This is a genomic window from Streptomyces sp. NPDC001744, from assembly GCF_042892575.1.
In the GTDB taxonomy this organism is placed as follows: Bacteria; Actinomycetota; Actinomycetes; order Streptomycetales; family Streptomycetaceae; genus Streptomyces.
Genome location: NZ_JBIAUG010000011.1, coordinates 66,279 through 91,263, shown reverse-complemented (window position 1 = coordinate 91,263; position 24,985 = coordinate 66,279). Strand labels below are relative to the sequence as shown.

17 protein-coding genes are annotated in these 24,985 nt (G+C 73.2%); 9 read left to right on the top strand and 8 right to left on the bottom strand.

Going from position 1 to position 24,985, the window contains the following annotated elements; all coding sequences use genetic code 11:
• Positions 1 to 141: 141 nt before the first annotated feature.
• Positions 142 to 2,349, bottom strand: coding sequence for a helix-hairpin-helix domain-containing protein (locus ACFYZY_RS15525; protein ID WP_388693747.1), 2,208 nt, complete (start codon positions 2,347 to 2,349; stop codon positions 142 to 144).
• Positions 2,346 to 3,323, bottom strand: coding sequence for an aldo/keto reductase (locus ACFYZY_RS15520; protein ID WP_388693745.1), 978 nt, complete (start codon positions 3,321 to 3,323; stop codon positions 2,346 to 2,348). Before ACFYZY_RS15520 ends, ACFYZY_RS15525 begins: the two co-directional genes overlap by 4 nt.
• Positions 3,324 to 3,452: 129 nt before the next feature.
• Between ACFYZY_RS15520 and ACFYZY_RS15515 the strand changes: the two genes are divergently transcribed.
• Positions 3,453 to 4,502, top strand: a complete 1,050-nt coding sequence (locus ACFYZY_RS15515) for an LLM class F420-dependent oxidoreductase (RefSeq protein ID WP_388693743.1) — start codon at positions 3,453 to 3,455, stop codon at positions 4,500 to 4,502.
• A 260-nt stretch (positions 4,503 to 4,762) separates the two neighbouring features.
• The gene (locus ACFYZY_RS15510) at positions 4,763 to 5,548 is read left to right on the top strand and encodes a ferritin-like domain-containing protein (RefSeq protein WP_388693741.1); all 786 of its coding nucleotides are present in this window, start codon (positions 4,763 to 4,765) and stop codon (positions 5,546 to 5,548) included.
• An 82-nt stretch (positions 5,549 to 5,630) separates the two neighbouring features.
• Here ACFYZY_RS15510 and corA read toward each other — a convergent pair whose 3' ends face one another.
• Positions 5,631 to 6,626, bottom strand: coding sequence for a magnesium/cobalt transporter CorA (corA, locus tag ACFYZY_RS15505; protein WP_388693977.1), 996 nt, complete (start codon positions 6,624 to 6,626; stop codon positions 5,631 to 5,633).
• 158 nt (positions 6,627 to 6,784) lie between these two features.
• On the opposite strand from corA, the gene ACFYZY_RS15500 reads away from it, so the two are divergent.
• The 5 genes from ACFYZY_RS15500 (at position 6,785) to ACFYZY_RS15480 (ending at position 13,561) form a co-directional block, all read left to right on the top strand.
• Positions 6,785 to 7,474, top strand: coding sequence for a histidine phosphatase family protein (locus ACFYZY_RS15500; RefSeq protein ID WP_388693739.1), 690 nt, complete (start codon positions 6,785 to 6,787; stop codon positions 7,472 to 7,474).
• A 67-nt stretch (positions 7,475 to 7,541) separates the two neighbouring features.
• Positions 7,542 to 8,132 carry a DUF3090 domain-containing protein gene (locus tag ACFYZY_RS15495; protein WP_388693737.1) on the top strand — a complete coding sequence of 197 codons (591 nt, stop codon included), beginning with the start codon at positions 7,542 to 7,544 and terminating at the stop codon, positions 8,130 to 8,132.
• Positions 8,129 to 8,935 (top strand): SCO1664 family protein, encoded by an 807-nt coding sequence (locus ACFYZY_RS15490; RefSeq protein WP_388693736.1) that lies wholly within the window; start codon positions 8,129 to 8,131, stop codon positions 8,933 to 8,935. The genes ACFYZY_RS15495 and ACFYZY_RS15490 overlap by 4 nt, the downstream gene beginning before the upstream one ends.
• A 197-nt stretch (positions 8,936 to 9,132) precedes the next feature.
• The gene (gene mshC / locus ACFYZY_RS15485; RefSeq protein ID WP_388693735.1) at positions 9,133 to 10,362 is read left to right on the top strand and encodes a cysteine--1-D-myo-inosityl 2-amino-2-deoxy-alpha-D-glucopyranoside ligase; all 1,230 of its coding nucleotides are present in this window, start codon (positions 9,133 to 9,135) and stop codon (positions 10,360 to 10,362) included.
• A 115-nt stretch (positions 10,363 to 10,477) separates the two neighbouring features.
• The gene (locus tag ACFYZY_RS15480; RefSeq protein WP_388693733.1) at positions 10,478 to 13,561 is read left to right on the top strand and encodes an NPCBM/NEW2 domain-containing protein; all 3,084 of its coding nucleotides are present in this window, start codon (positions 10,478 to 10,480) and stop codon (positions 13,559 to 13,561) included.
• 51 nt (positions 13,562 to 13,612) lie between these two features.
• On the opposite strand, the gene ACFYZY_RS15475 is transcribed toward ACFYZY_RS15480, so the two are convergent.
• The 5 genes from ACFYZY_RS15475 to ACFYZY_RS15455 all read right to left on the bottom strand — a co-directional run bounded on the left by ACFYZY_RS15475 (position 13,613) and on the right by ACFYZY_RS15455 (position 20,179).
• Positions 13,613 to 14,794 carry a PAC2 family protein gene (locus ACFYZY_RS15475; RefSeq protein ID WP_388693731.1) on the bottom strand — a complete coding sequence of 394 codons (1,182 nt, stop codon included), beginning with the start codon at positions 14,792 to 14,794 and terminating at the stop codon, positions 13,613 to 13,615.
• A gap of 215 nt (positions 14,795 to 15,009) precedes the next feature.
• Positions 15,010 to 16,614 (bottom strand): FAD-dependent oxidoreductase, encoded by a 1,605-nt coding sequence (locus ACFYZY_RS15470; protein WP_388693729.1) that lies wholly within the window; start codon positions 16,612 to 16,614, stop codon positions 15,010 to 15,012.
• Between the two features lie 16 nt (positions 16,615 to 16,630).
• A complete protein-coding gene (gene glpK, locus ACFYZY_RS15465; RefSeq protein ID WP_388693727.1) occupies positions 16,631 to 18,160 on the bottom strand; it encodes a glycerol kinase GlpK in 1,530 nt (509 codons plus the stop codon).
• Positions 18,161 to 18,194: 34 nt separating this feature from the next.
• Positions 18,195 to 18,953: an MIP/aquaporin family protein gene (locus tag ACFYZY_RS15460; protein WP_388693725.1), complete on the bottom strand. Its 759-nt coding sequence runs from the start codon at positions 18,951 to 18,953 to the stop codon at positions 18,195 to 18,197.
• Positions 18,954 to 19,414: 461 nt separating this feature from the next.
• On the bottom strand, positions 19,415 to 20,179 hold the full coding sequence (locus ACFYZY_RS15455; protein WP_388693723.1) for an IclR family transcriptional regulator: 765 nt from the start codon (positions 20,177 to 20,179) through the stop codon (positions 19,415 to 19,417).
• Positions 20,180 to 20,423: 244 nt separating this feature from the next.
• Between ACFYZY_RS15455 and metH the strand changes: the two genes are divergently transcribed.
• Positions 20,424 to 23,936: a methionine synthase gene (gene metH / locus ACFYZY_RS15450; RefSeq protein WP_388693721.1), complete on the top strand. Its 3,513-nt coding sequence runs from the start codon at positions 20,424 to 20,426 to the stop codon at positions 23,934 to 23,936.
• A 126-nt stretch (positions 23,937 to 24,062) separates the two neighbouring features.
• Positions 24,063 to 24,761 (top strand): HAD family hydrolase, encoded by a 699-nt coding sequence (locus ACFYZY_RS15445; protein ID WP_388693719.1) that lies wholly within the window; start codon positions 24,063 to 24,065, stop codon positions 24,759 to 24,761.
• Positions 24,762 to 24,985 lie beyond the last annotated feature (224 nt).

Genomic DNA, 24,985 nt, shown 5'->3' with positions numbered 1-24,985 from the left:
CGGTCCCCGGCGGCCCCTCCGGGCGGCCGGCGGGAAATCCTCCGCGAGGCGCTCTCCGGCCGGACGCCGGGACACGGGACGGGGAAGGGCCGGGACACCGTACGGGGTGTCCCGGCCCTTCCCCGTCACCGGAGGACGCGCCTACTCCTCGCCGCCGGCGAGCAGCGCCTCCAGGAGCGGCCGCAGCCGCGTCGTACGCTCCGGGGCCACGCCCTCGGCCACCGCGCGGGGCAGCGCCCGGTCCACGCCGTGGACGACCGACAGGTGGCGCTCGGCCCGGCCGAAGGCCGTGTACACCCACGGGCGGCTCAGGCCGCCCGCCGCGTCCCCGGGCAGCACCACGACCACCGCGGGCCAGCGCGTCCCGGCCGCCTGGTGCGCGGTGAGCGCCCAGCCGTGCCGCAGCGCCGACTCCACCCGTTCCTTCGGCACGAGGACCTCGTCGTCCCCGCAGCGCAGCCGCAGTCCCCCGGCGTCGGCCGAGAGGACCGTGCCGGTGACCGTCCGACCCGGCACCGGCGCGTACGCCACCCGGTCGCCGGGGTCGTAGCCGCCGAACCGGCCGGGGCCGGGGTTGAGCCGCTGCTTGAGGGCGGCGTTCAGCGCGCGCGTCCCGGCGGAGCCGCCGTGGCCGACCGTGACGACCTGCGTGTGCTCCGACGGCACCCCGATCGCCCGGGGCACCGAGTCGGCCACCAGCTGGACGGTGCGGTGCACGGCCTCGCCCGCGTCCCGCACCGGCACGATGACGACCTCCTTGCCGGGGGCCTCCACCTGGTTCAGCTCGCCGGCGCCGATGCCCGACACCAGCTCGTTGAGCGGTCCCGGGTCGGGGACGCGCGAGGCGATCCGGGGGCACACCCGGGCCGCCAGCGCGTCGGTGAAGACCCGGCCCGCGCCCGGCGCGCCCAGGACCTCCGGGTCGCCGCTCAGCACGAGCCGGCAGCCGTCCGGCAGCGACTCCACGAGCGTGGCGGCCGTCTCCACGTCCAGCTGCGGCGCGTCGAGCACCACCAGGAGGTCGAGGGCGAAGGCGCCCTCCTCGTCCCGCCCCGGGCCGGCCGCCCCGGACAGCAGGGCGGCGGCCGTCACGGCCTCCGTCCCCGCGGCGCCGAGCGCGCGCCGCCCGTCGTCGGAGTGGACGGCGACCAGGGCGCGCAGCCCCCGCCCGCGGGCCGCCGCGGCGAGCGCCACCGGTTCGGCGCGGGCGGCCTCGCCCCCGGTGTGGAGGACGAGGCCGTGCGCGCCGGCGGCCCGTTCGAGTTCGGGCCCCTCCCAGTCGGCGGGCGTCACCGTTTTGACGAGCCGGGCGAGCCCCTCCGCCAGGCTCTCCTCCGCCAGCGCGTACCGGTCGAGGCCGAGCAGGGCGGGCGGGGGCGGCTCCTGCCCGGACGCGGACGTGTCCGCCTCTCCTGCACCGCCCTCGCCCTCGTCCTCGCCCTCGGCGGGCTCCTCCGCCCGCTCCTCCTGGAAGAGGAGGACCGCCCCTTCGGAGACCGCCGTCCCGACCGCCTCCTCCGGATCGGGCACGGAGTGCGCGGCGAGGCCGGCGCGCACGGTCTCCACGTCCAGCGCGGTGTGTCCCCGGAGCGCGGCCCGCTCCAGGAGCCACACGGTGAGGGCGACCGCCCGGCGCGGGTCGCCGGGCCCGCAGTCCGGGCCGAGCAGGGCCCGTGCGAATCCGTCGGCCTGTTCCGGCCGCACTCCCGCCACCGCGAGGAGCTGCCAGGGGTCGTCGCGCAGGACCGCGGCCGCCCCCTCGCCGAGCGCCGCCGCGACCTGCCCGGCCAGCGCCTCGGGAGCGCCGCCCTCGGTCAGGACCTCGCGGACGGAGGACGCGGCGGCGGGCGGCACGACCGCCGCCGGTACCGGTGCGGCGGGCCGCGCGGCGGTCACCGGGGCGGGTTCGGGGGCGGCGGGGCGGGGCGGGGGTTCGGCCGCCTCGTAGAAGGCGCTGCCCCGCGCCGCGCCGCCCTCCACGGCCCGGACCGCCGCGAGGAGCTCGGCCGCGGTGCCGCTCAGTTTGGCGCCGGCCGCGACCGGACCGCCCTTCCCGGCCTTCCGCGCCTCGATCCTGGCCCGCAGCTCCCGCTGCGCGGCCAGCTCGGCCTGCGCCTCGCCCGGTCCGGGCGCGCCGGGGCTCCCTGCGGGCTCCTCCGGGGCGTCCCCGGCCTCCTCGCGTACGTCCTCGGGCGCTCCCTCCCGTACGTCCTCGGGCGCCTCGGCGCGCGCGTCCTCGGCGGGCTCCGCGTCCGCGGGCGTCCCGGCCGGCGTGTCCCCGGCGGGCGCCGTGTCCTCGGGCGCGTCGGCGGGTGCCTCGGGCACGGTCTCCCCGGAAGGCTCGGTCACAAGGTGCTCCAGTCGTGATCCGGATAGCGGTGCACGGGCGCCGACACGTCGTCCAGCGCCCGGCAGATCTCGTCAGGAAGACTAAGCGTCTCCACCGACAACGCGGTCGTGAGCTGCCGCGCCGTGCGCGCGCCGACGATCGGCGCGGTCACCCCGGGGCGGTCGCGGACCCAGGCGAGCGCCACGTGGAGCGGGGTCGTCGCGAGCCCGTCGGCCGCCGTCGTCACCGCGTCCACGATCCGGCTCGCCGCGTCGTCCAGGTACGGCTCCACGAACGGCGCCATGGTCTCGGACGCGCCCCGCGAGTCGGCCGGCGTGCCGCTCCGGTACTTCCCGGTCAGGACCCCGCGGCCCAGGGGCGAGGAGGGCAGCAGCCCCATGCCGAGGTCCATGGCGGCCGGCAGCGCCTCCCGCTCCACGCCCCGCTGGAGCAGCGAGTACTCCAGCTGCGCGCCCGCGAGCCGGGTGCGGTCCCCGCAGAGCTGCCAGGTGCCCGCCTTGGCGAGCTGCCAGCCGCAGAAGTTCGCCACGCCCGCGTACCGGGCCCGTCCGCTGCGCACGGCGATGTCGAGCGCCTGCAGCGACTCCTCCAGGGGCGTGTGCGGGTCGAAGGCGTGCAGCTGCCACAGGTCCACGTGGTCGGTGCCGAGCCGGGCGAGGGAGGCGTCGAGCGCGGCGAGCAGGTGCCCGCGCGAGCCGTCCGTGCGCCGGTCGGGGTCGGGGACGCTGCCCGCCTTGGTCGACAGGACGAGGTCCCGCCGGGGCACGAGGCGTTCCATGAGGCGCCCGAGCAGGTACTCCGCCTCGCCCCCGCCGTACACGTCGGCGGTGTCCACGAGCGTGCCGCCCGCGTCCCAGAACGCCTTCAGCTGCTCGGCGGCGTCGTGCTCGTCGGTGTCCCGCCCCCAGGTGAGGGTGCCGAGTCCGATGCGCGACACGCGCAGGCCCGTACGTCCGAGATGCCTCTGCTCCATGGGCGCGAGATTACTGGCCGGGCCGTCACGCGGTGGGAGCCTGTGGACAACCACCTCCTGTCGCGGGCGCCGGCCCCGCGCTAGAGTCCGGCCCACAGAGACGTTACCGATGGGTAAGGGGTGCGTGGAATGCGGCTCGGCATCAACCTCGGCTACTGGGGCGCCGGCATGGACGGCGACAACCTCGCCGTCGCCCAGGAGGCGGACCGGCTCGGATACGACGTCTGCTGGGCCGCCGAGGCGTACGGCTCCGACGCCCCCACCGTCCTCGCCTGGGTCGCGGCGAGGACCGAACGGATCGACGTCGGTTCCGCGATCATGCAGATCCCGGCCCGGCAGCCCGCCATGACGGCGATGACCGCCGCCACCCTCGACTCGCTCAGCGGCGGCCGGTTCCGCCTCGGCCTCGGCGTCTCCGGACCCCAGGTCTCCGAGGGCTGGTACGGCGTGAAGTTCGACAAGCCGCTCGCCCGGACCCGCGAGTACGTCGAGGTCGTCCGCAAGGCGATGTCCCGCGAGCGCCTCAGCCACGACGGCGAGCACTGGACCCTCCCGCTGCCGGACGGCCCCGGCAAGCCCCTGAAGCTCACCGTCCACCCGCAGCGCGAGCACATCCCGCTCTACATCGCCGCGATCGGTCCCAGGAACCTGGAGCAGACCGGTGAGATCGCGGACGGCGCCCTGCTGATCTTCCCCTCCGCCGAGCACCTGGAGGAGACCGCCCTGCGGCACATCCGCGCGGGCCGCGAGAGGGCGGGCCTGACCATGGACGGCTTCGACGTCTGTCCCACGGTGCCGCTCGCCCTCGGCGACGACGTGGACGCGCTCGCCGACGTCTTCCGCCCGTACACCGCGCTGTACGTCGGCGGCATGGGCAGTCGCGAGCAGAACTTCTACAACAAGCTCGCGCGGCGCATGGGGTACGAGAAGGAGGCCGCCGAGGTCCAGGACAAGTACCTGGCCGGGGACAAGGCGGGGGCGGCGGCGGCCGTGCCGCACTCGCTGATCGACCGGACCACCCTGCTCGGCTCCGTCGAGCGGATCGCGGACCGGATGGCGGCCTACGCCGGGGCCGGGGTCACCACCCTCACCGTCGCCCCGGCCGGCTTCACCCTCGACGAGCGGGTGGCGGCCCTGCGGGCGGGCGTCGAGGCGCTGGAGCGGGCGGGACTCGCGTAGGGCCGGCTCCTTCCGGCTCCGCGGGGAGACGGAGCCGGAAGGAACCGGAGGGGCCCGCGGCCGTGGTGGGGGCTCGGGGGGTCTTCCCCGCCACGGCCGTCACGCAGCACAACGGTTCCGGCGGCCTCCCGGTTACGCCCCCGGGACTCACTCTTCCGGCCGAACCGGCCCGGCCCCGTGTTGCCCGCCGTCCCGGACCGGACTTGACTCGTTCTCCCCGGACGTACCGGAGTACGGACGTCCGCACGGAGGTGGCGGCGATGCTCACGGCCAAGGGCCTGTTCCAGGAAATCATCGACAACGACGAGTCCTTCCGGCTCTTCTGTTCGATCGCGGCGAGCGGCGAGGCCCAGGGCGGCTGGGAGAATGGCCGGATCGCGGCCCTCGTCCCCCCGGCGATGCGCGGACTCGCGCCCAAGATCATCCGGCACGGTGCCGACGAGGACAAGCACGGCCGGATCTTCCACGCGCTGATGAGGAAGCGCGGCCTCGAACCCGTCCCGGTGCCCCCCGACACCGACTACACGATGCTGCTCGAACGGCGCGGCATCGGCCTCGCGCACGACAAACTCCGCCGCGACGAGCCGCTGACCGAGCGGGACATCGTCGTCTACCTCGCCCACAGCCGTGTCACCGAGCAGCGGGCCGCCGACCAGATGGACATGCTCGTCACGTACTTCGGGGACCACCCCGAGCTGGGCAGGGCCATCCACATGATCGACAACGACGAGACGAATCACCTCGCCTACTGCCACGAGGAGCTGCTCCGGCTCGCCCGCCGGGGCCACGGGCGGCTGATCCAGCGCACCCTGCGCGAGTCCGCCCTCGTCGAGATCCGGGTCTACCGCGACGTCAGCCTCGCCGTGATGCGCCACATGGGCCGCATCCTGAAGTGGCCGAAGCCCAAGGCCCTCGCCCTCGCCGCCGGCGTCCACGGCATGTACGCGTACGAGCGGCTGGCGGGATGGCACCGGATGACCGGCCTCAGGACGCCCGAGCGGCTCGACGCCCTCGGGGGGCCCGCCGCCCCCGCGCCCGCCTTCTGAAAAGCCTCCCGGGACTCCCCGGAGCCCCTGCCGGCCCTTCGCCGGGTCCTCCGGGCGGGGCCGGTGCGGCGGGGGGGGGGGGCTACATCCAGCCGCGCCGTTTGAACATCAGGTACAGGACGACGACGGCCCCCGTCATCAGGAGGATCACCGCCGGGTACGAGTACCGCCAGCCCAGCTCCGGCATGAACTCGAAGTTCATGCCGTAGACCCCCGCGACCATCGTGGGGACCGCGGCCATGGCCGCCCACGCCGAGATCTTCCGCATGTCGTCGTTCTGCCGCACCCCCATCTGCGCCAGATGGGCCGAGAGGACGTCGGACAGGAGCCGGTCGAGCCCCTCCACCTGTTCGTTGGAGCGCAGCAGGTGGTCGTTGACGTCCCGGAAGAACGGCCGCGCCTCCTCGTTCACGAACGGCACCGTCCCGGCCGTGAGCCGCGCCATCGGCCCGGCCAGCGGACCGCTGGCCCGCCGGAACTCCAGGACCTGCCGCTTCGCCGTGTAGATCCGCGCCGCCGTGTTGGCCGCCGCGCCCCCGGTGGGCGCGAAGACGTCCGCCTCCAGCTCCTCCAGGTCCACCTGGAGCTCGCCCGCGATGTCGAGGTAGTGGTCGACGATCGCGTCGCTCACCGCGTACAGCACCGCCGTCGGCCCGTGCTTCAGGACCTCCGGGTCGGCCTCCAGGCGCCGGCGCACCTCCGCCAGCGGGGCCCCCTCGCCGTGCCGGACCGTGACCACGAACGAGTCGCCCATGAACGCCATCAGCTCGCCCGAGGAGACCCGGTCGCTCTCCGGTTCGTACACGACCGGCTTGAGCACCATGAACAGCGAGTCGTCGTAGACCTCCAGCTTGGGCCGCTGGTGGGCCTTCAGGGCGTCCTCGACGGCCAGCGGGTGGAGCGCGAACTCCGAGGCGACGTGGTCGAACTCCGCCGCCGTGGGCTCGTGCAGCCCCACCCACAGGAACGCGTCGTCGCCCGCCGACCGCGCCTCCTCCAGGGCGTCCGAGAGGTCGGAGGGGCCGTCCGTGCGGTGCCCGTCCCGGTAGATGGCAGAGTCCACGATCACGGAGCGCATTTTGCCCCCGAACGGTCTCGTCATGCACACGTGACGGCCTCCCCGGCCCCGGAAAGCCCCCGCGCGGTCCTCCGCCGGCCCCGGCCCTCCCCGCACGCGCGGGCGGTCCCGCGCCTCCCGCGCGGACGCCCCGGCCCGTACGGCCTAGGCTGGCCCGCATGGCCACGCTGATCCTCGTCCGGCACGGACGCTCCACCGCCAACACCTCCGGGGTCCTCGCCGGGCGCACGCCCGGGGTCACGCTCGACGAGCGCGGTGCCGCGCAGGCCGCCGCCCTCCCCGGGCGCCTCGCGGACGTCCCGCTCGTCGCCGCCGTCTCCAGCCCCCTCCGGCGCTGCCGGGAGACGCTGCGCCCCCTCCTCGACGCCCGCCCCGGCCTCCCGCTCCACGTCGAGGAGCGGATCAACGAGTGCGACTACGGCGACTGGTCCGGCCGCAAGCTCTCCGAGCTCGGCGACGACCCCCTGATGGAGGTCGTCCAGACCCACCCCTCCGCCGCCGCCTTCCCCGGCGGAGAGTCCATGCGCGCCATGCAGAACCGCGCCGTCGAGGCCGTACGGGACTGGAACGCGCGGATCGAGGCGGAGCACGGCGAGGACGCCTGCTACGTGATGTGCTCGCACGGCGACATCATCAAGTCGGTCGTGGCGGACGCGCTCGGGCTCCACCTCGACCTCTTCCAGCGGCTCCACGCCGACCCCTGCTCGGTCACCGTCATCCGCTACACGCGCGCGCGTCCCTTCCTCCTCCGCCTCGGCGACACGGGAGAGTTCGCCGGATTCGTCCCCCGCGAGCACGCCCACGGCGACGGGACGGCCGCGGTCGGCGGTGGTGCGGGCGCACCGTGATCCCTTCGCGCAGTAGGGTGGACGCGCCGCTGTAGCAAGACCGTCGAGACGCAAGGGAGCCGGGAACGTGTCCCGTCAGGTGTTCCTCTACGACCCACCGGAGCGTTTCGTGGCCGGTACGGTCGGGCTGCCTGGCCGCCGTACGTTCTTCCTCCAGGCGTCCGCCGGCGGCCGGGTCACCAGCGTCGCCCTGGAGAAGATGCAGGTCGCCGCCCTCGCCGAGCGCATCGACGAACTCCTCGACGAGGTCGTGCGGCGCACCGGCGGCAACGCGCCCGTGCCCGCCGTCGCCCCCGCCGAGGTCGCGGACACCGCTCCCCTCGACGCCCCCGTCGAGGAGGAGTTCCGGGTCGGCACCATGGCGCTCGCCTGGGACGGCGAGGAGCAGCGCATGATCGTCGAGGCGCAGGCCCTCGTCGAACTCGACGCGGACACCGACGAGGACCTCGCCGAGGCCGAGGAGCGGCTGCTCCAGGACGAGGAGAACGGCCCGCCGATGCTCCGCGTCCGCCTCACCGGCGCCCAGGCGCGGGCCTTCGCCAAGCGGGCCCTGGACGTCGTCAACGCGGGCCGGCCGCCCTGCCCGCTCTGCAGCCTGCCGCTCGACCCCGAGGGGCACGTCTGTCCGCGCCAGAACGGATACCGCCGCGGAGCATGAGCAGCAGCCCCCAGACCCTGCCGGGCGCCGAACTGCTCGCCCGCGGTGACCTGACCGTACGCGGACAAATCCGCGAGGCGTCCAACGCCGTGCTGTACTGCTCCGTCGCGTACGAGGGACGGGAGGCGGCCTGCGTCTACAAGCCGGTCGCCGGGGAACGGCCGCTGTGGGACTTCCCCGACGGCAACCTCGCCCGGCGCGAGGTCGCCGCCTACGAGGTCTCCGAGGTCACCGGCTGGGGCCTGGTCCCGCCGACGGTGCTCCGCGACGGCCCGTACGGGGAGGGCATGGTCCAGCTCTGGATCGAGCCCGACCCCGAGGCGCGGCTCCTGGCCCTCACCGAGGACGAGGAGCCGGGGGAGGGCTGGAAGGCCGTGGGGGAGGCCGAGGTGGGCGAGGGCCGCACCGCGCTCCTCGTCCACGCGGACACCCCCGCCCTGCGGCGGCTCGCCGTCCTGGACGCGGTGATCAACAACGGCGACCGCAAGGGCGGGCACCTGCTCCCGGTCCCCGGCGGGCACCTGTACGGCATCGACCACGGGGTCGCCTTCCACGTCGAGGACAAGCTGCGCACCCTGCTGTGGGGATGGGCGGGCGAGGAACTGCCCGCCGAGGCGGCCGGGGTCCTCGACCGCCTGGCCCGGTCCCTGGCGCCGGGGGAGCGGCTCGCCACCCGTCTGGCGGAACTGCTCACCGGCGCCGAAGTGGCGGCGGTACGCGCCCGCGTGGAGGCGCTGAGGACGGGCGGCCGGCACCCGGAGCCCTCCGGGCAGTGGCCGTCCATCCCCTGGCCGCCGGTCTGAGGGCCGGAGTCCCGCCCGGCTCCCGGCGCCCCTCGCGTCCCGGAGGCACGGGGCGGCGGTTTCGGCCATCTCTTCCCGGGGACGCGCACGCCCCCGGCGGGGACGCACACGGGCCTCCGCGCCCGCAAGAGCGCCCAACCGGCCGAGATCCCGTATCCGGTTCGTATCCGGAACACCCGTCCGGTTAGGCTCGGGGCATGCATGCCTGGCCCGCTTCTGAGGTCCCCGCCCTTCCCGGCAAGGGCCGCGACCTCCGGATCCACGACACCGCGACCGGCGGACGAGTCACCCTCGCCCCCGGCCCCGTCGCCCGTCTCTACGTCTGCGGCATCACCCCGTACGACGCGACCCACATGGGTCACGCGGCGACCTACAACGCGTTCGACCTCGTCCAGCGCGTGTGGCTCGACACCAAGCGGCAGGTGCACTACGTCCAGAACGTGACGGACGTGGACGACCCGCTCCTGGAGCGCGCGATCCGCGACGGCGTGGACTGGACCGGTCTCGCCGAGCGCGAGACCGCCCTCTTCCGCGAGGACATGACCGCCCTGCGGATGCTGCCCCCGAAGCACTACATCGGCGCGGTCGAGGCCATACCGGGCATCGTCCCGCTCGTCGAGCGCCTGCGGGACGCCGGCGCCGCCTACGAGCTCGAGGGCGACGTCTACTTCTCGGTCGACGCCGACCCGCACTTCGGCCGCGTCTCGAACTACGACACCGCACTGATGCGCCACCTCTCCGCCGAGCGCGGCGGCGACCCCGACCGTCCCGGCAAGAAGAACCCGCTCGACCCGATGCTCTGGATGGCCGCCCGCGAGGGCGAGCCGAGCTGGGACGGCGGCAGCCTCGGCCCCGGCCGCCCCGGCTGGCACATCGAGTGCGTCGCCATCGCCCTCGACCACCTCGGCATGGGCTTCGACGTGCAGGGCGGCGGCTCCGACCTGATCTTCCCGCACCACGAGATGGGCGCCTCCCACGCCCAGACCCTCACCGGCGAGTTCCCGATGGCCAAGGCGTACGTCCACGCCGGCATGGTCGGCCTCGACGGCGAGAAGATGTCCAAGTCCAGGGGCAATCTGGTCTTCGTCTCGAAGCTGCGCCGCGACGGCGTCGACCCGGCCGCCATCCGGCTCGCGCTCCTCTCCCACCACTACCGCGCCGACTGGGAGTGGACCGACCGGGTCCTCCGGGACGCCGTGGACCGCCTCGGCCGCTGGCGCGCCGCCGTCTCCCGCCCCGACGGGCCCTCCGCCGACGCCCTCGTGGAGGAGCTGCGCGACGCCCTCGCCGACGATCTCGACACGCCCACCGCGCTCGCCGCGGTCGACCGCTGGGCCGAACTCCAGACGGCCGGAGGCGGCACCGACGACTCCGCCCCCGGACTCGTCTCCCGTGCCGTCGACGCGCTCCTGGGTGTCGCCCTGTAAGGGTCTTCGTCGTACAACTCCGTTTTGTGCAACCGTCCTTGGACTTCCGTGTGAAGTCCGGGGGCGGTTCCTTTTTGTCCTGTCGCCGTGCTCGAACATGCGCTAAAGAAGCTCCATGCAATCATCACCGCGCATGAGAGCTGCAGTCGCCGGTGCACTGTTCGGGTTGCTCGCCGCCTTCGCGGGACCCGGCACCACCGCCGCGGCCACCCCCACGCCCCCCACCGAGAGCGCCGGGAACGCCGACACCACCGTCGGCGACGTCACCGGCTTCGCCGCCGAAGGAGCCGCCTACCTGCTGACCGCCGGCCCGTCCCGCGCCCGCGTCACCTTCGTCACCGCCGACACCTTCCGCATCGAACTCGCCCCCGACGGCACGTTCACCGACCCCACCGGCACCGACATCACCCTGCCCCAGGGCCCGCCCCCGGCCACCCGCTGGCACGACCGGGGCGACCGGTACGAACTGAGCAGCGACCGGGTGACCCTGCGCGCCTACAAGTCGCCGCTCCGCTTCGCCGCCGTGCGCGCCGACGGCACCCCCCTCTGGTCCGAGACCCGGGGCCTCACCTGGAACCAGGACCGCACCGTCCAGACCCTCGCCCGCGGCGCGGCGGAGCAGTTCTACGGCGCCGGCATGCAGAACGGACGCGGCAACACCTCCCACCGCGACAAGACCGTCGAGGTCGCCGTCGACTACAACTGGAACGACGGCGGCCACCCCAACTCCGTCCCGTTCTACCTCTCCACCGCCGGCTACGGCGTCTACCGCAACACCTACGCCCCCAACACCTACGCCTTCACCGAGCCCGTCACCACCAGCGCGAAGGAACGGCGCTTCGACGCCTACTACTTCGCCGGCACCGGCCGCGACGCCGCCAAGGACGTCATCGGCCAGTACACCCGGCTCACCGGCAAGCCCTTCATGCCCCCCGTGTACGGCCTGGAGATCGGCGACGCCGACTGCTACCTCCACAACGCCAACCGGGGCGAGCGCCACACCCTCGACGCCCTGAAGGTCGCCGACGGCTACGTCGCGAACGACATGCCCAACGGCTGGATGCTCGTCAACGACGGCTACGGCTGCGGCTACGAGAACCTCGCGGAGACCGCCGCCGGGCTCCAGGAGCGCGGCACGCAGCTCGGCCTGTGGACCGAGGACGGCATCGACCGCCTCGGCGAACAGGTCAGGGCCGGCCAGCGGGTCGCCAAGCTCGACGTCGCCTGGGTCGGCGCGGGGTACAAGTTCGCCCTCGACGGCTGCAAGGACGCCCACGCGGGCATCGAGGCCCACAGCGAAGCCCGCGGCTTCACCTGGGCCCCCGAGAGCTGGGCCGGCGCCCAGCGCTGCGGCGTCCAGTGGTCCGGCGACCAGACCGGGAGCTGGGAGTACATCCGCTGGCAGATACCGACCTACGCGGGCGCCTCCATGTCCGGCCTCGCCTACACCACCGGTGACGTCGACGGCATCTTCGGCGGGAGCGCCAAGACGTACACCCGCGACCTCCAGTGGAAGACCTTCCTGCCCGTCACCATGACCATGGACGGCTGGGCGGCCCAGGACAAGCAGCCCTTCCGCTACGGCGAGCCGTACACCGGCATCAACCGCGCCTCCCTCAAGCTCCACGAGGCCCTGCTCCCGTACATCTACAGCCACGCGTACCGCGCCACGAAGACCGGCGTCGGCCTCGCCCGGCCGCTCGCCCTGGAGTACCCGGACGACCCGAAGGCCGCCACCGAGGCCGCGAAGTACGAGTTCCTCAGCGGCGAGGACTTCCTCGTCGCGCCCGTCTACCAGGACGCCGTAGAACGCGACGGCATCTACCTCCCGAAGGGCACCTGGATCGACTACTGGAGCGGACGCGTCTACGAGGGTCCGCGCACCCTCGACGACTACAGCGCCCCGCTCGACACCCTGCCCCTCTTCGTCCGCGCCGGCGCGGTCGTCCCCCTGTGGCCCGGCGACATCCGCTCGTACAAGGACCGCGCCCCCGGCGACCCGCTCGCCTGGGACGTCTACCCGCGGGGCACCTCCTCCTTCGAGCTGTACGAGGACGACGGCGTCACCCGCGAGCACCGTGCCGGGAAGTACGCCACCCAGCGCGCCGAGGTCCGCGCCCCCGAGTCCGGCCCCGGCGACGTCACCGTCCGGGTCGGCGCGAGCACCGGCACGTACACCGGCAAGCCCGGCGCCCGGCCGTACGCCTTCACCGTCCACACCGGCGACGCCCCCGGCACGGTGAGGCTCGACGGACGCGCGCTGCCCGCCCTCACCTCCCGCGCCGCCTTCGACGCGGCCGGCCAGGGCTGGTGGTACGACCGCGACGAGCGCGGGGGAACGGTCCGGATCAAGACCGCCGCCCTGTCCACCGACCGCGCCTTCGAACTGCGCCTGACCGACACCAGCGCCGTCGGCGGGGCCGTCCCCGGCGCCTCCGCCGTCCTCGCCGCCCCCACCGGGCAGGAGCTCGGCGCGGGCACGCCCGGCACCGTCGCCGTGGACGTCACCGCGGGCACCCGGGACGCCACCGACGTACGGGTCTCCGTGGCCGCCCCGGACGGCTGGCGGGTCACCCCGGCCGCCCCGATCGCCCGCGTCCCGGCCGGCACCACCCGCCGGGTCGAGGTCGCCGTCGCCCCCGCGGCGGACGCGAAGCCCGGCGAGGCCACCCTCACGGCGACCGTCCGCCACCGCGCCGCGGGCACCGACCGCACCGCCGTGCAGCGGTTCGCGGTCGGCGTGATGCCCCCGCCGCCGACCGGCGACGCCTGGGCGAGCGACCTGGTGTGGCTGCGCTCGACCAACGGCTGGGGACCGGCCGAACGCGACCGCTCCAACGGCGAGTCCGGCGCCGCCGACGGCCGGCCCCTCACCCTGGCCGGGAAGACCTACGAGAAGGGGATCGGCGGCCATGCCGACTCCGACGTCGAGGTCTACCTGGGCGGCCGCTGCTCCGTCCTCACCGCCGACGTGGGCATCGACGACGAGATCGACGGCTACGGCGAGGTGGCCTTCTCCGTGGAGGCGGACGGCAAGGTCCTGTGGACCTCGCCCCGGCTCACCGGTGCCTCCGCGACCCTGCCCGTGAACGTCGACGTGACCGGCGCCCGGCACGTCCGGCTGAAGATCACGGACACCAACGGGTCGAAGAGCGGCGACCACGGCGACTGGGCGGCGGCCCGGTTCGGCTGCGCCTGACGCCCGGCGCGCGGGAGGGGCGCCCGTTTCCGGGCGCCCCTCCCGTACCGCTCACCGCTCGCGCTGTCCGCCGGAACCGCCGTCCGGGCCCTCGCCGCCGGACGGATCGCCGTCCCGGGGATCGTCCGGCGTCCCGCCGGCGGCCCCCTCGGGGGCGTCCCCGGCGCCGCTCCCGGGCTTCGCCCCGGGGCCCGCGGCCTCCGGTCGCCCTCCCGGTGCGGCGTCCGCCCCGGTCCCGGCGTCCGGCGCCGTTCCCGGCCCGGCCTCCGGCTTCTCGGGCTTCTCCGTCTTCTCGGGCTTCGGCGGGCGCGGCCGGCCGCTCCCGGACTCCCGCAGGAACGGGGACTCCCCGCCCTCCGTCGCCACCCCGGGTCCGGAACCCGGCCCCGCGCCGGGCTCACGCCGCCGCAGGTACCGCTCGAACTCACGGGCGATCGCCTCGCCGGACGCCTCGGGAAGCTCGGCGGTGTCCCGCGCCTCCTCCAGCGTCTGCACGTACTCGGCGACCTCGCTGTCCTCGGCCGCCAGCTGGTCCACGCCGAGCTGCCAGGCCCGCGCGTCCTCGGGCAGCTCGCCCAGCGGGATGCGCAGCCCGATCAGGTCCTCCAGGCGGTTGAGCAGCGCCAGCGTCGCCTTCGGGTTCGGCGGCTGCGACACGTAGTGCGGCACCGCCGCCCACAGGCTCACCGCCGGCACGCCCGCGTGCGTGCACGCCTCCTGGAGGATGCCCACGATGCCCGTGGGGCCCTCGTACCGGGTCTCCTCCAGGTCCATCGTGCGCGCCAGGTCCGGGTCGGAGGTCACGCCGCTGACCGGGACCGGCCGGGTGTGCGGGGTGTCCCCGAGCAGCGCGCCCAGGATCACCACCATCTCCACGCCCATCTCGTGCGCGAGGGCGAGCAGCTCGTTGCAGAAGGAGCGCCAGCGCATCGAGGGTTCGATGCCGCGCACGAGTACCAGGTCACGGGGCTTGTCGCCGCCGACGCGGACCACGGAGAGCCGGGTCGTCGGCCAGGTGATCTTCCGTACGCCGTTGTCCAGGAAGACCGTGGGCCGGTTGACCTGGAAGTCGTAGTAGTCCTCGGCGTCGAGCGCCGCGAACACCTCGCCCTTCCACTCCCGGTCCAGGTGGGCGACCGCGGTGGAGGCCGCGTCCCCGGCGTCGTTCCAGCCCTCGAACGCGGCCACCATGACCGGGTCGATCAGCTCGGGCACCCCCTCGAGCTCGATCACCCAGCGCCTCCTTCTCGAAGTTCCTGTCGCACGGACCAACCTTACGGCTTTCCGGTGGCCCGTCCGCAGCCCCCGGACATCCCCGAAAACCCGTGCGGCCTCGATCGACTACCCAGGAACCGGCCTCCGCACACGAAGGCCCCACGCCTCCCGGAACGCCGGAGGGGCGGCCCCCGGAGGAGGGACCGCCCCGAGCCGCCCCGGGGGGCGGGAGGTCACTTCCGCAGCATCGACTCGACCCCGGCACGGATCTCGTCCGTCGCCAGGCCCCGGACGGTCAGCGTCGTACGGCGGCGCAGCACGTCGTCCGCCGTCTCGGCCCACTCGTGGTCACGGGCGTAGGCGACCTGCGCCCAGATCTCCGGCGCGTCCGGGTGGATGCGCCGGGCCAGCTCCGGGTCCTCGTTCGCCATGCGGGCGATCTCGAAGGAGAGCGAACCGTAGTGCGTCGCCAGGTGCCTGGCGGTGTCGGCGGCCATGCGCGGACCGGGCGCCGGGCCGTCGACGAGCAGCCGGTGGGCGACGGCGTTCGGGTTGGCGATGCCGGGCAGCGGCAGCCGCTTCGGCAGTGCGGAGACCGGCTCGTAGTCCTCGCCGAGGGGGTGTCCCGGAAGCTGCTCCAGCTTCTTCATCACCGTGCGTCCGATGTGGCGGAAGGTCGTCCACTTGCCGCCGGCCACCGACAGCATCCCGCCCCGGCCCTCGGTCACGACCGTCTCGCGCTTGGCCCTGGAGGTGTCGCCGGGGCCGCCGGGGAGCACCCGCAGACCGGCGAAGGAGTACGTGATGAGGTCGCGCGACAGCTGCTGGTCGCGGATGGAGAAGGCGGCCTCGTCCAGGATCTGGGCGGTGTCCTTCTCGGTGACCTCGACCTGGCCGGGGTCGCCCTCGTACTCCTCGTCGGTGGTGCCGAGCAGCAGCATGTCCTCCCAGGGGAGGGCGAAGGTGATGCGGTACTTGTCGATCGGGGTGGCCAGCGCGGCCTTCCACGGCGAGGTCCGCCTGAGCACCAGGTGCGCGCCCTTGGAGAGGCGGATGGAGGGGGCCGCGGCCGGGTCCTCCATCTTCCGCAGGTGGTCGACCCACGGGCCGGTGGCGTTCAGGACGAGGCGGGCGTCCACGCCGAACTCGTCGCCGGTGGTGCGGTCCCTCAGCTCCGCGCCGGTGACCCGGCCGCGGGTGAAGCGCAGGCCGGTGACCTCGGCGTGGTTGAGGACGGTGGCACCGGCGTCGACGGCGGCGCGGACCGTCATCAGCGCCATGCGGGCGTCGTTCATCTGGTCGTCGCCGTACACGGCCACGGCCCTCAGGTTGTCGGTCCGCAGCTCCGGCACGTCCTGCGCCGCCCTGGAGGGGGAGAGGAGGTGCCCGACGCCGTCGCCGAACGCCGAGAGCGCGGAGTACGCGAAGACACCGGCGCCCAGCTTGGCCGCGCCGTGCGGGCCGCCCTTGTAGACGGGCAGGTAGAAGGTGAGCGGATTGGCGAGGTGCGGGGCCACCTGGCGGGAGACCGCGCGCCGCTCGAAGTGGTTCTCCGCCACCAGCTTCACCGCGCCGGTCTGCAGGTAGCGCAGACCTCCGTGGAGCAGCTTGGAGGAGGCGGAGGAGGTGGCGCCGGCGAAGTCGCCGGCGTCCACCAGGGCCACCCGCAGACCCGACTGCGCGGCGTGCCAGGCGGTGGAGATGCCCAGGATGCCGCCGCCTATCACCAGGAGGTCGTACGTCGCCTTGGAGAGCTGCTCCCGGGTCTCGGCGCGGCTCGGCAGGGAACCGGCGGCCGGGTGCGTCCCCAGGGCGGGGACGCTCTGCAGGGTGGTCATCGTGAATTACTCCTCGTCACTTCTCGTCCGATTCGAGCCAGCCCATGGAGCGCTGCACGGCCTTGAGCCAGTTCTTGTACTCGCTGTCGCGCTTCTCCGCGTCCATGCGAGGCGTCCACTCGGCGGCCCGGCGCCAGTTGGCGCGCAGGGCGTCGGTGTCCGGCCAGAAGCCGACGGCGAGGCCGGCGGCGTAGGCGGCGCCGAGGCAGGTGGTCTCGGCGACCATGGGACGCACGACGGGCGCGTCCACGAAGTCGGAGAGGGTCTGCATCAGCAGGTTGTTGGAGGTCATGCCGCCGTCGACCTTGAGGGCGGTCAGTTCCACGCCGGAGTCCTTGACCATGGCGTCGGCGATCTCGCGGGTCTGCCAGGCGGTGGCCTCGAGCACGGCACGGGCGATGTGCGCCTTGGTGACGTAGCGGGTGAGGCCGGTGATCACGCCGCGGGCGTCGGAACGCCAGTACGGGGCGAACAGGCCGGAGAACGCGGGGACGAAGTAGGCGCCGCCGTTGTCCTCGACGGAGGAGGCCAGGGTCTCGATCTCGGCCGCGGACTTGATCAGGCCCATCTGGTCGCGCATCCACTGCACCAGGGAGCCGGTCACGGCGATCGAGCCCTCCAGGGCGTAGACCGGCTTCTCGTCGCCGATCCGGTAGCCGACCGTGGTCAGCAGGCCGCTGTAGGAGTTGATCGCCTTGTCACCCGTGTTGATCAGCATGAAGGTGCCGGTGCCGTACGTCGACTTGGCCTCGCCCTCGGCGAAGCACGTCTGGCCGAAGAGGGCGGCCTGCTGGTCGCCGAGCGCGGAGGCGACCGGGACGCCGTCGAGGACGCCGCCCTTGACCGTGCCGTACACCTCGGCGGAGGAGCGGATCTCCGGCAGTACGGCGGCCGGGACGTCCATGGAGTGCAGGATGCGCTCGTCCCACGCCAGCTCGTGCAGGTTCATCAGCAGGGTGCGGGAGGCGTTGGTGACGTCGGTGACGTGCACGCCGCCGTCCACGCCGCCGGTCAGGTTCCAGATGACCCAGGAGTCCATGGTGCCGAAGAGGATGTCGCCGCGCTCGGCGCGCTCGCGCAGCCCCTCGACGTTGTCGAGCAGCCAGCGGACCTTCGGGCCGGAGAAGTACGAGGCGAGCGGAAGACCGGTCTCCCGGCGGAAGCGGTCCTGGCCGACGTTGCGGCCCAGCTCCTTGCAGAGGGCGTCGGTGCGGGTGTCCTGCCAGACGAGGGCGTTGTGGACGGGCTCGCCGGTGTTCTTGTCCCACAGCAGCGTGGTCTCGCGCTGGTTGGTGATGCCGATGGCCTTGACGTCGGCGGCGGTGATCTCCGCCTTCTCCAGGGCGCCGGCGACGACCTCCTGGACGTTGGCCCAGATCTCGGCGGCGTCGTGCTCGACCCAGCCGGGCTTCGGGAAGATCTGCTCGTGCTCCTTCTGGTCGACCGAGACGATCCGGCCGTCCTTGTCGAAGACGATGCAGCGGGAGGAGGTGGTGCCCTGGTCGATGGCGGCGATGAACGGGCCGGAGGTGTGTGCGTCGGTCACGGTGTGCTCCAAGGGGGTCTGGAAGAAGGACGGCTCAGGCGAACGCGATGGTGTAGATACCCGCGGCGAGGGCGCCGCCGATCAGTGGACCGGCGACCGGGATCCAGGCGTAGCCCCAGTCGGAGCCGCCCTTGTTCGGCAGCGGGAGCAGGGCGTGCACGATGCGCGGACCGAGGTCACGGGCCGGGTTGATGGCGTAACCGGTCGGACCGCCGAGCGAGAGGCCGATGGAGACCACGACGAAGGCGGTGATCAGACCGCCCAGGGTGCCGAGGCCCTTGCCGCTGTCGTTGAGGCCCTGGGTGAGCACGGCGAGGACCAGCACGGTGGTGCCGATGACCTCGGTGGCCAGGTTCTGCCAGGTGTTGCGGATCTCGGGGCCCGTGGAGAAGACGCCGAGCACCGGGCCGGGGCCCTCGACCGGCGTCTCGCCGCGGGTCTCCGGGTCCGTGAGGTGGGCCAGGAACTGGCCGTAGTAGGCCACCCAGACCAACGCCGCGCCGATCATCGCGCCGAGCAGCTGGCCGGCGAAGTAGACGGGGACGTCGCCCCACTCCCCGTCCTTGATCGCGATTCCGACCGTGACGGCGGGGTTCAGATGGGCGCCCGAGAGGGAAGCCGTCATGTAGACGGCCGTCATGACGGCGAAGCCCCACCCGAAGGTGATCGCGAGCCAGCCCGCGCCGCGGGCCTTGGAGTTCTTGAGCGTGACGGCGGCGCACACACCGCCGCCGAGCAGGATGAGTACGGCGGTACCGATGGTCTCGCCGAGGAAGATGTCGGAGCTGGACACCCGCGACTCCTTTGTCCTTCGTCCAGGGGAAGGCGAACCCCGGTTTCCTCCGGTGTCCGCGCCCTCGTGTGAGGGCGTTGCCGGCCCTAAGCACTGCCCCACCCTAACGCGCATTTCCGTTAAGTGTTCGACAATGCCGACCGGTGAACGGAAGTTTTGCCCCGGCGCAACAGCACGTCAAGGGCCCGGGGAAGGGAAAACCCGCCGATGACGGGATCGTTATCGGCGGGTCGGGGGTGCCGCGCGGAGGGGTACGGCCGCGCGGGACGGCCGTCCGGCGGAGTCGGGGACGGCGGGTCGCCGGGGCGCGCCCGGGCGGCGGCCGGGCACCGGGGCGCGTCCCGGTGGTGGCCGTCCGGGAAACGACGGCCTCGGGGGCGTGCCCGGAAGCGACCCCTCGGAGTGCGCCCGGAAGCGACCCCCGCGGAGTACGCCCGGAAGCGGCCGTCCCCGGGCGTGTCTCAGAAGCGGCCGGCCCCCAGGTCCCGGGAGACCGCGCGGGCGCAGTCCCGCACCGCCGCCACCAGCTCCGGGCGCAGCTCGCCGGCCGGGCAGAGCCGCTCCACGGCGCCCGTCACCGCCACCGCCCCCACCGGCATCCGCCGCCGGTCGTGGATCGGCGCCGCCACCGACGCCACGCCCTCCCAGGTCTCCTCCACGTCCGCCGCCCAGCCCCGGGCCCGCACCGTGTCGAGCAGCGCCTCGAAGTCCCCGAGCGCCGTGGTCGTCCGCGGCGTGAACGCCTCCCGTCCGGCCTCCACCACCTCGCTGTGCGCCACCGGGTCGTACGCCGAGAGGACCTTGCCCAGGGCCGTGGAGTGCAGCGGCTGCATGGCCCCCACCTCCAGGACCTGGCGGCTGTCGTCCGGCCGGAAGACGTGGTGCACGATCAGCACGCCCCGCTGGTGCAGCACCCCCAGGTGCACGCTCTCGCCGCTGGACCGGGCCAGGTCGTCCGTCCAGACCAGGGCCCGCGCCCGCAGTTCGTGCACGTCCAGATAGCTGTTCCCCAGGCGCAGCAGCTCCGCGCCCAGCTGGTAGCGGCCCGACGCCGCCTCCTGCTCCACGAAGCCCTCCGCCTGGAGGGTGCGCAGGATGCCGTGGGCCGTCCCCTTGGCGAGTCCGAGCGAGGACGCGATGTCCGACAGGCCGAGCCGGCGCTCGCCGCCCGCGAGCAGTCGCAGCACGGCCGCCGCCCTTTCAAGCGACTGGATGTTCTTCGCCATCGCCCGGCCCCTCATCCTTCTCACGCTGTTCGACAATGCTGAACACTATCGGCCGATGCCGACCTTGCGTCACTTCAGACAGTGTGGGTCAAGGAGAGGCAGGACCGGGAGTCCCCGGACACAGGATGCCGTCCGCCCCGTGGGACGCCATGTCCACCCCGGGCGGTGCGCGGTTAGGCTGACCCCGTGCCCCCTCCCCCGAGGGCGCAAAGCCGACAGCCGTCGCATCCCAGGGAGATCATCCATGGCCTCGTCGCCGTCCCCTTCCGCCGACAGCCGGAACCGTGCCGCCGCCCTCCGCGAAGCCCTCGCGACCCGGGTGGTGGTCGCCGACGGGGCCATGGGCACCATGCTCCAGGCCCAGGACCCCACCCTCGAGGACTTCCAGAACCTCGAGGGCTGCAACGAGATCCTGAACATCACCCGGCCCGACATCGTCGCCTCCGTGCACCGGGAGTACTTCGAGGCGGGCGTCGACTGCGTCGAGACGAACACGTTCGGCTCCAACCACTCGGCCGCGGGCGAGTACGACATCGCGGACAAGGTCTTCGAGCACTCCGAGGCGGGTGCCCGGATCGCCCGCGGGGTCGCCGACGAGTTCACCGCCGGGGACGGGCGCCCGCGCTGGGTCCTGGGATCGATCGGCCCCGGCACCAAGCTGCCGTCGCTCGGCCACATCACGTACGACGTGCTCCGCGACGGCTACCAGCGGAACGCCGAGGGCCTGCTGACCGGCGGCGCCGACGCCCTGATCGTCGAGACGACCCAGGACCTCCTGCAGACCAAGGCGAGCCTGATCGGCGCGCGGCGCGCGATGGACGCGCTGGGCCTGGACGTCCCCCTCATCTGTTCGCTCGCCTTCGAGACCACGGGCGTGATGCTGCTCGGCTCGGAGATCGGGGCGGCCCTGACGGCCCTGGAGCCGCTGGGCATCGACCTGATCGGCCTGAACTGCTCCACGGGCCCGGCCGAGATGAACGAGCACCTGCGCTACCTCGCCCGGCACTCCCGCACGCCGCTGATGTGCATGCCGAACGCGGGCCTGCCCGTGCTGACCAAGGACGGCGCGTACTTCCCGCTGACGCCGTCCGAGATGGCCGACGCGCAGGAGAACTTCGTCCGCGACTACGGCCTGTCCCTGGTGGGCGGCTGCTGCGGCTCGACCCCCGAGCACCTGCGGCAGGTCGTGGAGCGGGTGCGCGGCCTCGCCCCCGCCGCCCGCGACCCGCGCCCGGAGCCCGGCGCGGCCTCGCTGTACCAGACGGTTCCGTTCCGCCAGGACGTCTCCTACATGGCGATCGGGGAGCGGACGAACGCCAACGGCTCGAAGAAGTTCCGCGAGGCCATGCTGGAGGGCCGCTGGGACGACTGCGTGGAGATGGCCCGGGACCAGATCCGCGAGGGCGCGCACATGCTGGACCTGTGCGTGGACTACGTGGGCCGGGACGGGGTGGCGGACATGGCCGAGCTGGCCGGCCGCTTCGCCACGGCCTCCACGCTGCCGATCGTCCTCGACTCCACCGAGGTGGACGTCCTGCGGGCGGGCCTGGAGAAGCTCGGCGGCCGGGCGGTCATCAACTCGGTGAACTACGAGGACGGCGACGGACCGGAGTCGCGGTTCGCGAAGGTCACCCGTCTGGCCCAGGAGCACGGCGCCGCGCTGATCGCGCTCACCATCGACGAGCAGGGGCAGGCCCGTACCGCCGAGCACAAGGTCGCCATCGCGGAGCGGCTGATCGAGGACCTGACCGGCAACTGGGGCATCCACGAGTCGGACATCCTCATCGACACGCTGACCTTCACGATCTGCACCGGGCAGGAGGAGTCGCGCAAGGACGGCATCGCCACGATCGAGGCGATCCGCGAGCTGAAGCGCCGCCACCCGGACGTGCAGACCACCCTGGGCCTGTCGAACATCTCCTTCGGCCTCAACCCGGCGGCCCGCGTCCTGCTCAACTCGGTCTTCCTGGACGAGTGCGTGAAGGCGGGCCTGGACTCGGCGATCGTGCACGCCTCGAAGATCCTGCCCATCGCCCGCTTCGACGAGGAGCAGGTCACCACCGCCCTCGACCTGATCTACGACCGGCGCTCCGAGGGCTACGACCCGCTGCAGAAGCTGATGGCGCTCTTCGAGGGCGCCACGACCAAGTCCCTCAAGGCCGGCAAGGCGGAGGAACTGCTCGCCCTGCCCCTGGACGAACGGCTGAAGCGGCGGATCGTCGACGGCGAGAAGAACGGTCTGGAGGCCGACCTGGACGAGGCCCTGGCCTCCCGCCCGGCGCTCGACATCGTCAACGAGACCCTGCTCGACGGCATGAAGGTGGTCGGCGAGCTGTTCGGCTCCGGACAGATGCAGCTGCCGTTCGTGCTCCAGTCCGCCGAGGTCATGAAGATCGCCGTGGCCCACCTCGAACCGCACATGGAGAAGTCGGACGCCGAGGGCAAGGGCACGATCGTCCTGGCGACCGTGCGCGGCGACGTCCACGACATCGGCAAGAACCTCGTGGACATCATCCTCTCCAACAACGGCTACAACGTCGTCAACATCGGCATCAAGCAGCCCGTCTCCGCGATCCTGGAGGCCGCCGAGGAGCACAACGCCGACGTGATCGGCATGTCCGGCCTCCTGGTGAAGTCCACGGTGATCATGAAGGAGAACCTGGAGGAGCTGAACGGCCGGGGCCTGGCCGCCAAGTACCCCGTGATCCTCGGCGGCGCCGCCCTGACCCGCGCGTACGTCGAGCAGGACCTCCACGACATCTACCAGGGCGAGGTCCGCTACGCCCGCGACGCCTTCGAGGGCCTGCGCCTCATGGACGCCCTCATCGGCATCAAGCGCGGCGTCCCCGGAGCCGCCCTGCCCGAACTCAAGCAGCGCCGGGTCGCCAAGAAGGACGCCGCCGCCCTCCAGGTCGACGAGCCGGAGCCCGGCGGCCGCTCCGACGTCGCCACCGACAACCCGGTGCCGGTCCCGCCGTTCCGGGGCACCCGGGTCATCAAGGGCATCCCGCTGAAGGACTACGCGTCCTGGCTCGACGAGGACGCCCTCTTCAAGGGCCAGTGGGGCCTCCGGCAGAACCGGACCGGCGACGGTCCCTCGTACGAGGAGCTGGTCGAGAGCGAGGGCCGGCCCCGGCTGCGCGGCTGGCTGGACAAGCTCCACACCGAGAACCTGCTGGAGGCGGCCGTCGTGCACGGCTACTTCCCGTGCGTCTCCAAGGGCGACGACCTGATCATCCTGGACGAGGACGGCAACGAGCGCACCCGCTTCTCCTTCCCCCGCCAGCGCCGGGGCCGCCGCCTCTGCCTCGCGGACTTCTTCCGTCCGGAGGAGTCCGGCGAGACCGACGTCGTCGGGCTCCAGGTCGTCACCGTCGGCTCGAAGATCGGCGAGGCCACCGCCCGGCTCTTCTCGTCCGACTCCTACCGCGACTACCTCGAACTCCACGGCCTGTCCGTCCAGCTCGCCGAAGCCCTCGCCGAGTACTGGCACGGCCGGGTCCGCGCGGAGTGGGACATCGCGGGCACCGACCCCGCCTCCATGGCCGGCATGTTCCGTACGGAGTACCAGGGCTGCCGCTACTCCCTGGGGTACCCGGCCTGCCCCGACCTGGAGGACCGCGCCAAGATCGCGGACCTGCTGAAGCCGGAGCGCATCGGCGTGCACCTCTCGGAGGAGTTCCAGCTCCACCCCGAACAGTCCACCGACGCCATCGTCCTCCACCACCCCGAGGCGAACTACTTCAACGCACGGTGACCGCGGCGGCGTGAATCGCCGCGTTTTCCGTGATCGGGACGTACACTTGTCCGTCCAGTGCAGGCCGGTCCCCCTCCCGCTCCGGGAGGGGGACCGGCCTTCTCGTCCCTCCCTGGAGGTGTCCGGATGACCAGTACGGTCCCCGCGTCCCCGTTCCGTACGAACGGCAGCTCCGCCCTGCAGGCGGTCTTCCTCGACATGGACGGGACCCTCGTCGACACCGAGGGCTTCTGGTGGGACGCGGAGGTGGAGGTCTTCGCCGACCTCGGGCACCGCCTCGACGAGTCCTGGCGGGACGTCGTGGTCGGCGGCCCGATGACCCGCAGCGCCGGCTACCTCATCGAGTCCACCGGCGCCGACATCACCCTCGCCGAGCTGACCGTCCTCCTCAACGAGAAGTTCGAGCAGCGCATCGCGCGGGGCGTCCCGCTCATGCCGGGCGCCGAGCGGCTCCTCGCCGAGCTGGCCCGGCACTCCATTCCCACCGCCCTGGTCTCCGCCTCGCACCGGCGGATCATCGACCGGGTCCTCGCCTCGCTCGGCCCCGACCGCTTCACCCTCACCGTCGCGGGGGACGAGGTCGTACGGACCAAGCCGCACCCCGAGCCGTACCTGGCCGCCGCCCGGGGGGTGGGCGTGGACCCCGCGCTCTGCGCCGTCGTCGAGGACACGGCGACCGGCGTCGCGGCCGCGGAGGCGGCGGGCTGCCGGGTCGTCGCGGTGCCCTCCGTCGCCCCGATCGCGCCCTCCCCGGGCCGGGTCGTCGTGCGCTCGCTCGAAGAGGTCGACGTGCCTTTCCTCCGCACTCTGATCACCAGGATCTGAGCTTTCGCCGAGCTTCTCCGGCGGAATGCGCTTTCCCGGCGCGGTTCCTCACGGTTCTGCGCAGGAAAACGATCAGGCCATTTACCGAAAAGGGACTTGCGTGACCTTGGTCACCCAGAGTGCCCGGTGGTCGATGGCCTGTTCTCGTTCCCTGTCCGGAATCGTCCGACTTCGCCGCCACCATGTGCCCCGTTTCGCTCATGATCGTCCGCATCGTCCGGCGC

Bases quoted from the DNA above. Each gene is read 5' to 3' on its own strand.
- ACFYZY_RS15520 (WP_388693745.1), bottom strand. From the start codon at position 3,323: ATGGAGCAGAGGCATCTCGGACGTACGGGCCTGCGCGTGTCGCGCATC.
- ACFYZY_RS15515 (WP_388693743.1), top strand. From the start codon at position 3,453: ATGCGGCTCGGCATCAACCTCGGCTACTGGGGCGCCGGCATGGACGGC.
- ACFYZY_RS15510 (WP_388693741.1), top strand. From the start codon at position 4,763: ATGCTCACGGCCAAGGGCCTGTTCCAGGAAATCATCGACAACGACGAG.
- corA (WP_388693977.1), bottom strand. From the start codon at position 6,626: ATGCGCTCCGTGATCGTGGACTCTGCCATCTACCGGGACGGGCACCGC.
- ACFYZY_RS15500 (WP_388693739.1), top strand. From the start codon at position 6,785: ATGGCCACGCTGATCCTCGTCCGGCACGGACGCTCCACCGCCAACACC.
- ACFYZY_RS15490 (WP_388693736.1), top strand. From the start codon at position 8,129: ATGAGCAGCAGCCCCCAGACCCTGCCGGGCGCCGAACTGCTCGCCCGC.
- mshC (WP_388693735.1), top strand. From the start codon at position 9,133: ATGCATGCCTGGCCCGCTTCTGAGGTCCCCGCCCTTCCCGGCAAGGGC.
- ACFYZY_RS15480 (WP_388693733.1), top strand. From the start codon at position 10,478: ATGCAATCATCACCGCGCATGAGAGCTGCAGTCGCCGGTGCACTGTTC.
- ACFYZY_RS15470 (WP_388693729.1), bottom strand. From the start codon at position 16,614: ATGACCACCCTGCAGAGCGTCCCCGCCCTGGGGACGCACCCGGCCGCC.
- ACFYZY_RS15455 (WP_388693723.1), bottom strand. From the start codon at position 20,179: ATGGCGAAGAACATCCAGTCGCTTGAAAGGGCGGCGGCCGTGCTGCGA.
- metH (WP_388693721.1), top strand. From the start codon at position 20,424: ATGGCCTCGTCGCCGTCCCCTTCCGCCGACAGCCGGAACCGTGCCGCC.
- ACFYZY_RS15445 (WP_388693719.1), top strand. From the start codon at position 24,063: ATGACCAGTACGGTCCCCGCGTCCCCGTTCCGTACGAACGGCAGCTCC.